Source organism: Bradyrhizobium sp. LeoB3 (assembly GCF_055456055.1).
On sequence record NZ_JBVBEF010000302.1, the window covers coordinates 1 to 1,098 of the forward strand.

At 61.5% G+C, this 1,098-nt stretch carries 1 protein-coding gene; it reads left to right on the forward strand.

Annotation, left to right across the window (positions count from 1 at the left end):
• Positions 1-189 precede the first annotated feature (189 nt).
• Positions 190-1,098, forward strand: a 909-nt coding sequence (locus ACZXDY_RS45995; protein WP_464350024.1) for an MFS transporter, incomplete at its 3' end; no start/stop codon positions are given.

Sequence of the window (1,098 nt, forward strand, 5' to 3'; positions counted from 1 at the left end):
GGTGACGCCGTTGCTTGACTGCACGAAGCGTGTAACGCCGCCGCGTGGCGCGACCGGTAAGCCGGGAACCAAATCCCGCGAATGAACTTGGGGTATCGAGGTCGTGTTCAGCCGCACCGCCATGTACGATCGGCAAACCTGGCCGCCTGAGCGCTCCCCACTAGCCAAGAGCAGGGAGTTAGCGGTGCCATGGACGAGATCGAAGCAAGGACCATCCGCAAGCTGATGTGGCGGTTGCTGCCCTTCCTGTTCGTCTGCTACTTCGTCGCGTACCTCGACCGGGTGAACGTCGGTTTCGCCAAACTCCAGATGAACTCGGCGCTCGGCCTGTCGGAGGCGGCTTACGGCTTTGGCGCGGGCCTGTTCTTCATCTCCTACTTTCTGTTCGAAGTACCATCCAACCTCGCGCTGGACAGGTTCGGCGCACGGCTCTGGATCGCTCGCATCATGTTAAGCTGGGGGATCATCTCTGCTCTGTTCGCCTTCATCGCCCCGATCTCAGCGGCCACCGGGATCTCGACCGAATGGGTGTTCTACATCCTCCGTTTCCTGCTCGGTCTCGCCGAGGCGGGTTTCTTTCCCGGGATCATTTTCTACCTGACACTATGGTTCCCGTCGGTCTACCGGGCCCGGGTTGTCTCGCTGTTCATGCTGGCCATCCCGTTCTCGTCGATTGCGGGCGGACCGATCTCCGGGGCTCTGCTGAACATTTCCGGCGCCGGACTCGATGGCTGGCAATGGCTCTTCATCCTCGAAGCCTTGCCCTCGATCCTGATGGCTTTCGGGGTCATCTTTTACCTGACCGACCGGCCGGCGCTCGCGGCGTGGCTCGCCAACGACGAGAGGGGCTGGCTCGAACGACGGCTGGAGGCTGAAAGGCAGCACAAGGTGGCGGTCGAGCATGTGGGCATCGTTAAGGCGCTCACCGACCTCCGCGTCCTTGCCTGCGCGTTCGTCTACTTCTGTCTGAACGCGGCGAGCTATGGTGTGGCGTTTTTCTTGCCGACGATCATCAAGAACTTCGGCGTGAGCAACTTCCAGACCGGCCTGCTGTCTGCGGTGCCTTTCTTGTTTGGCGCCGTCGGGATGGTGCTGCTG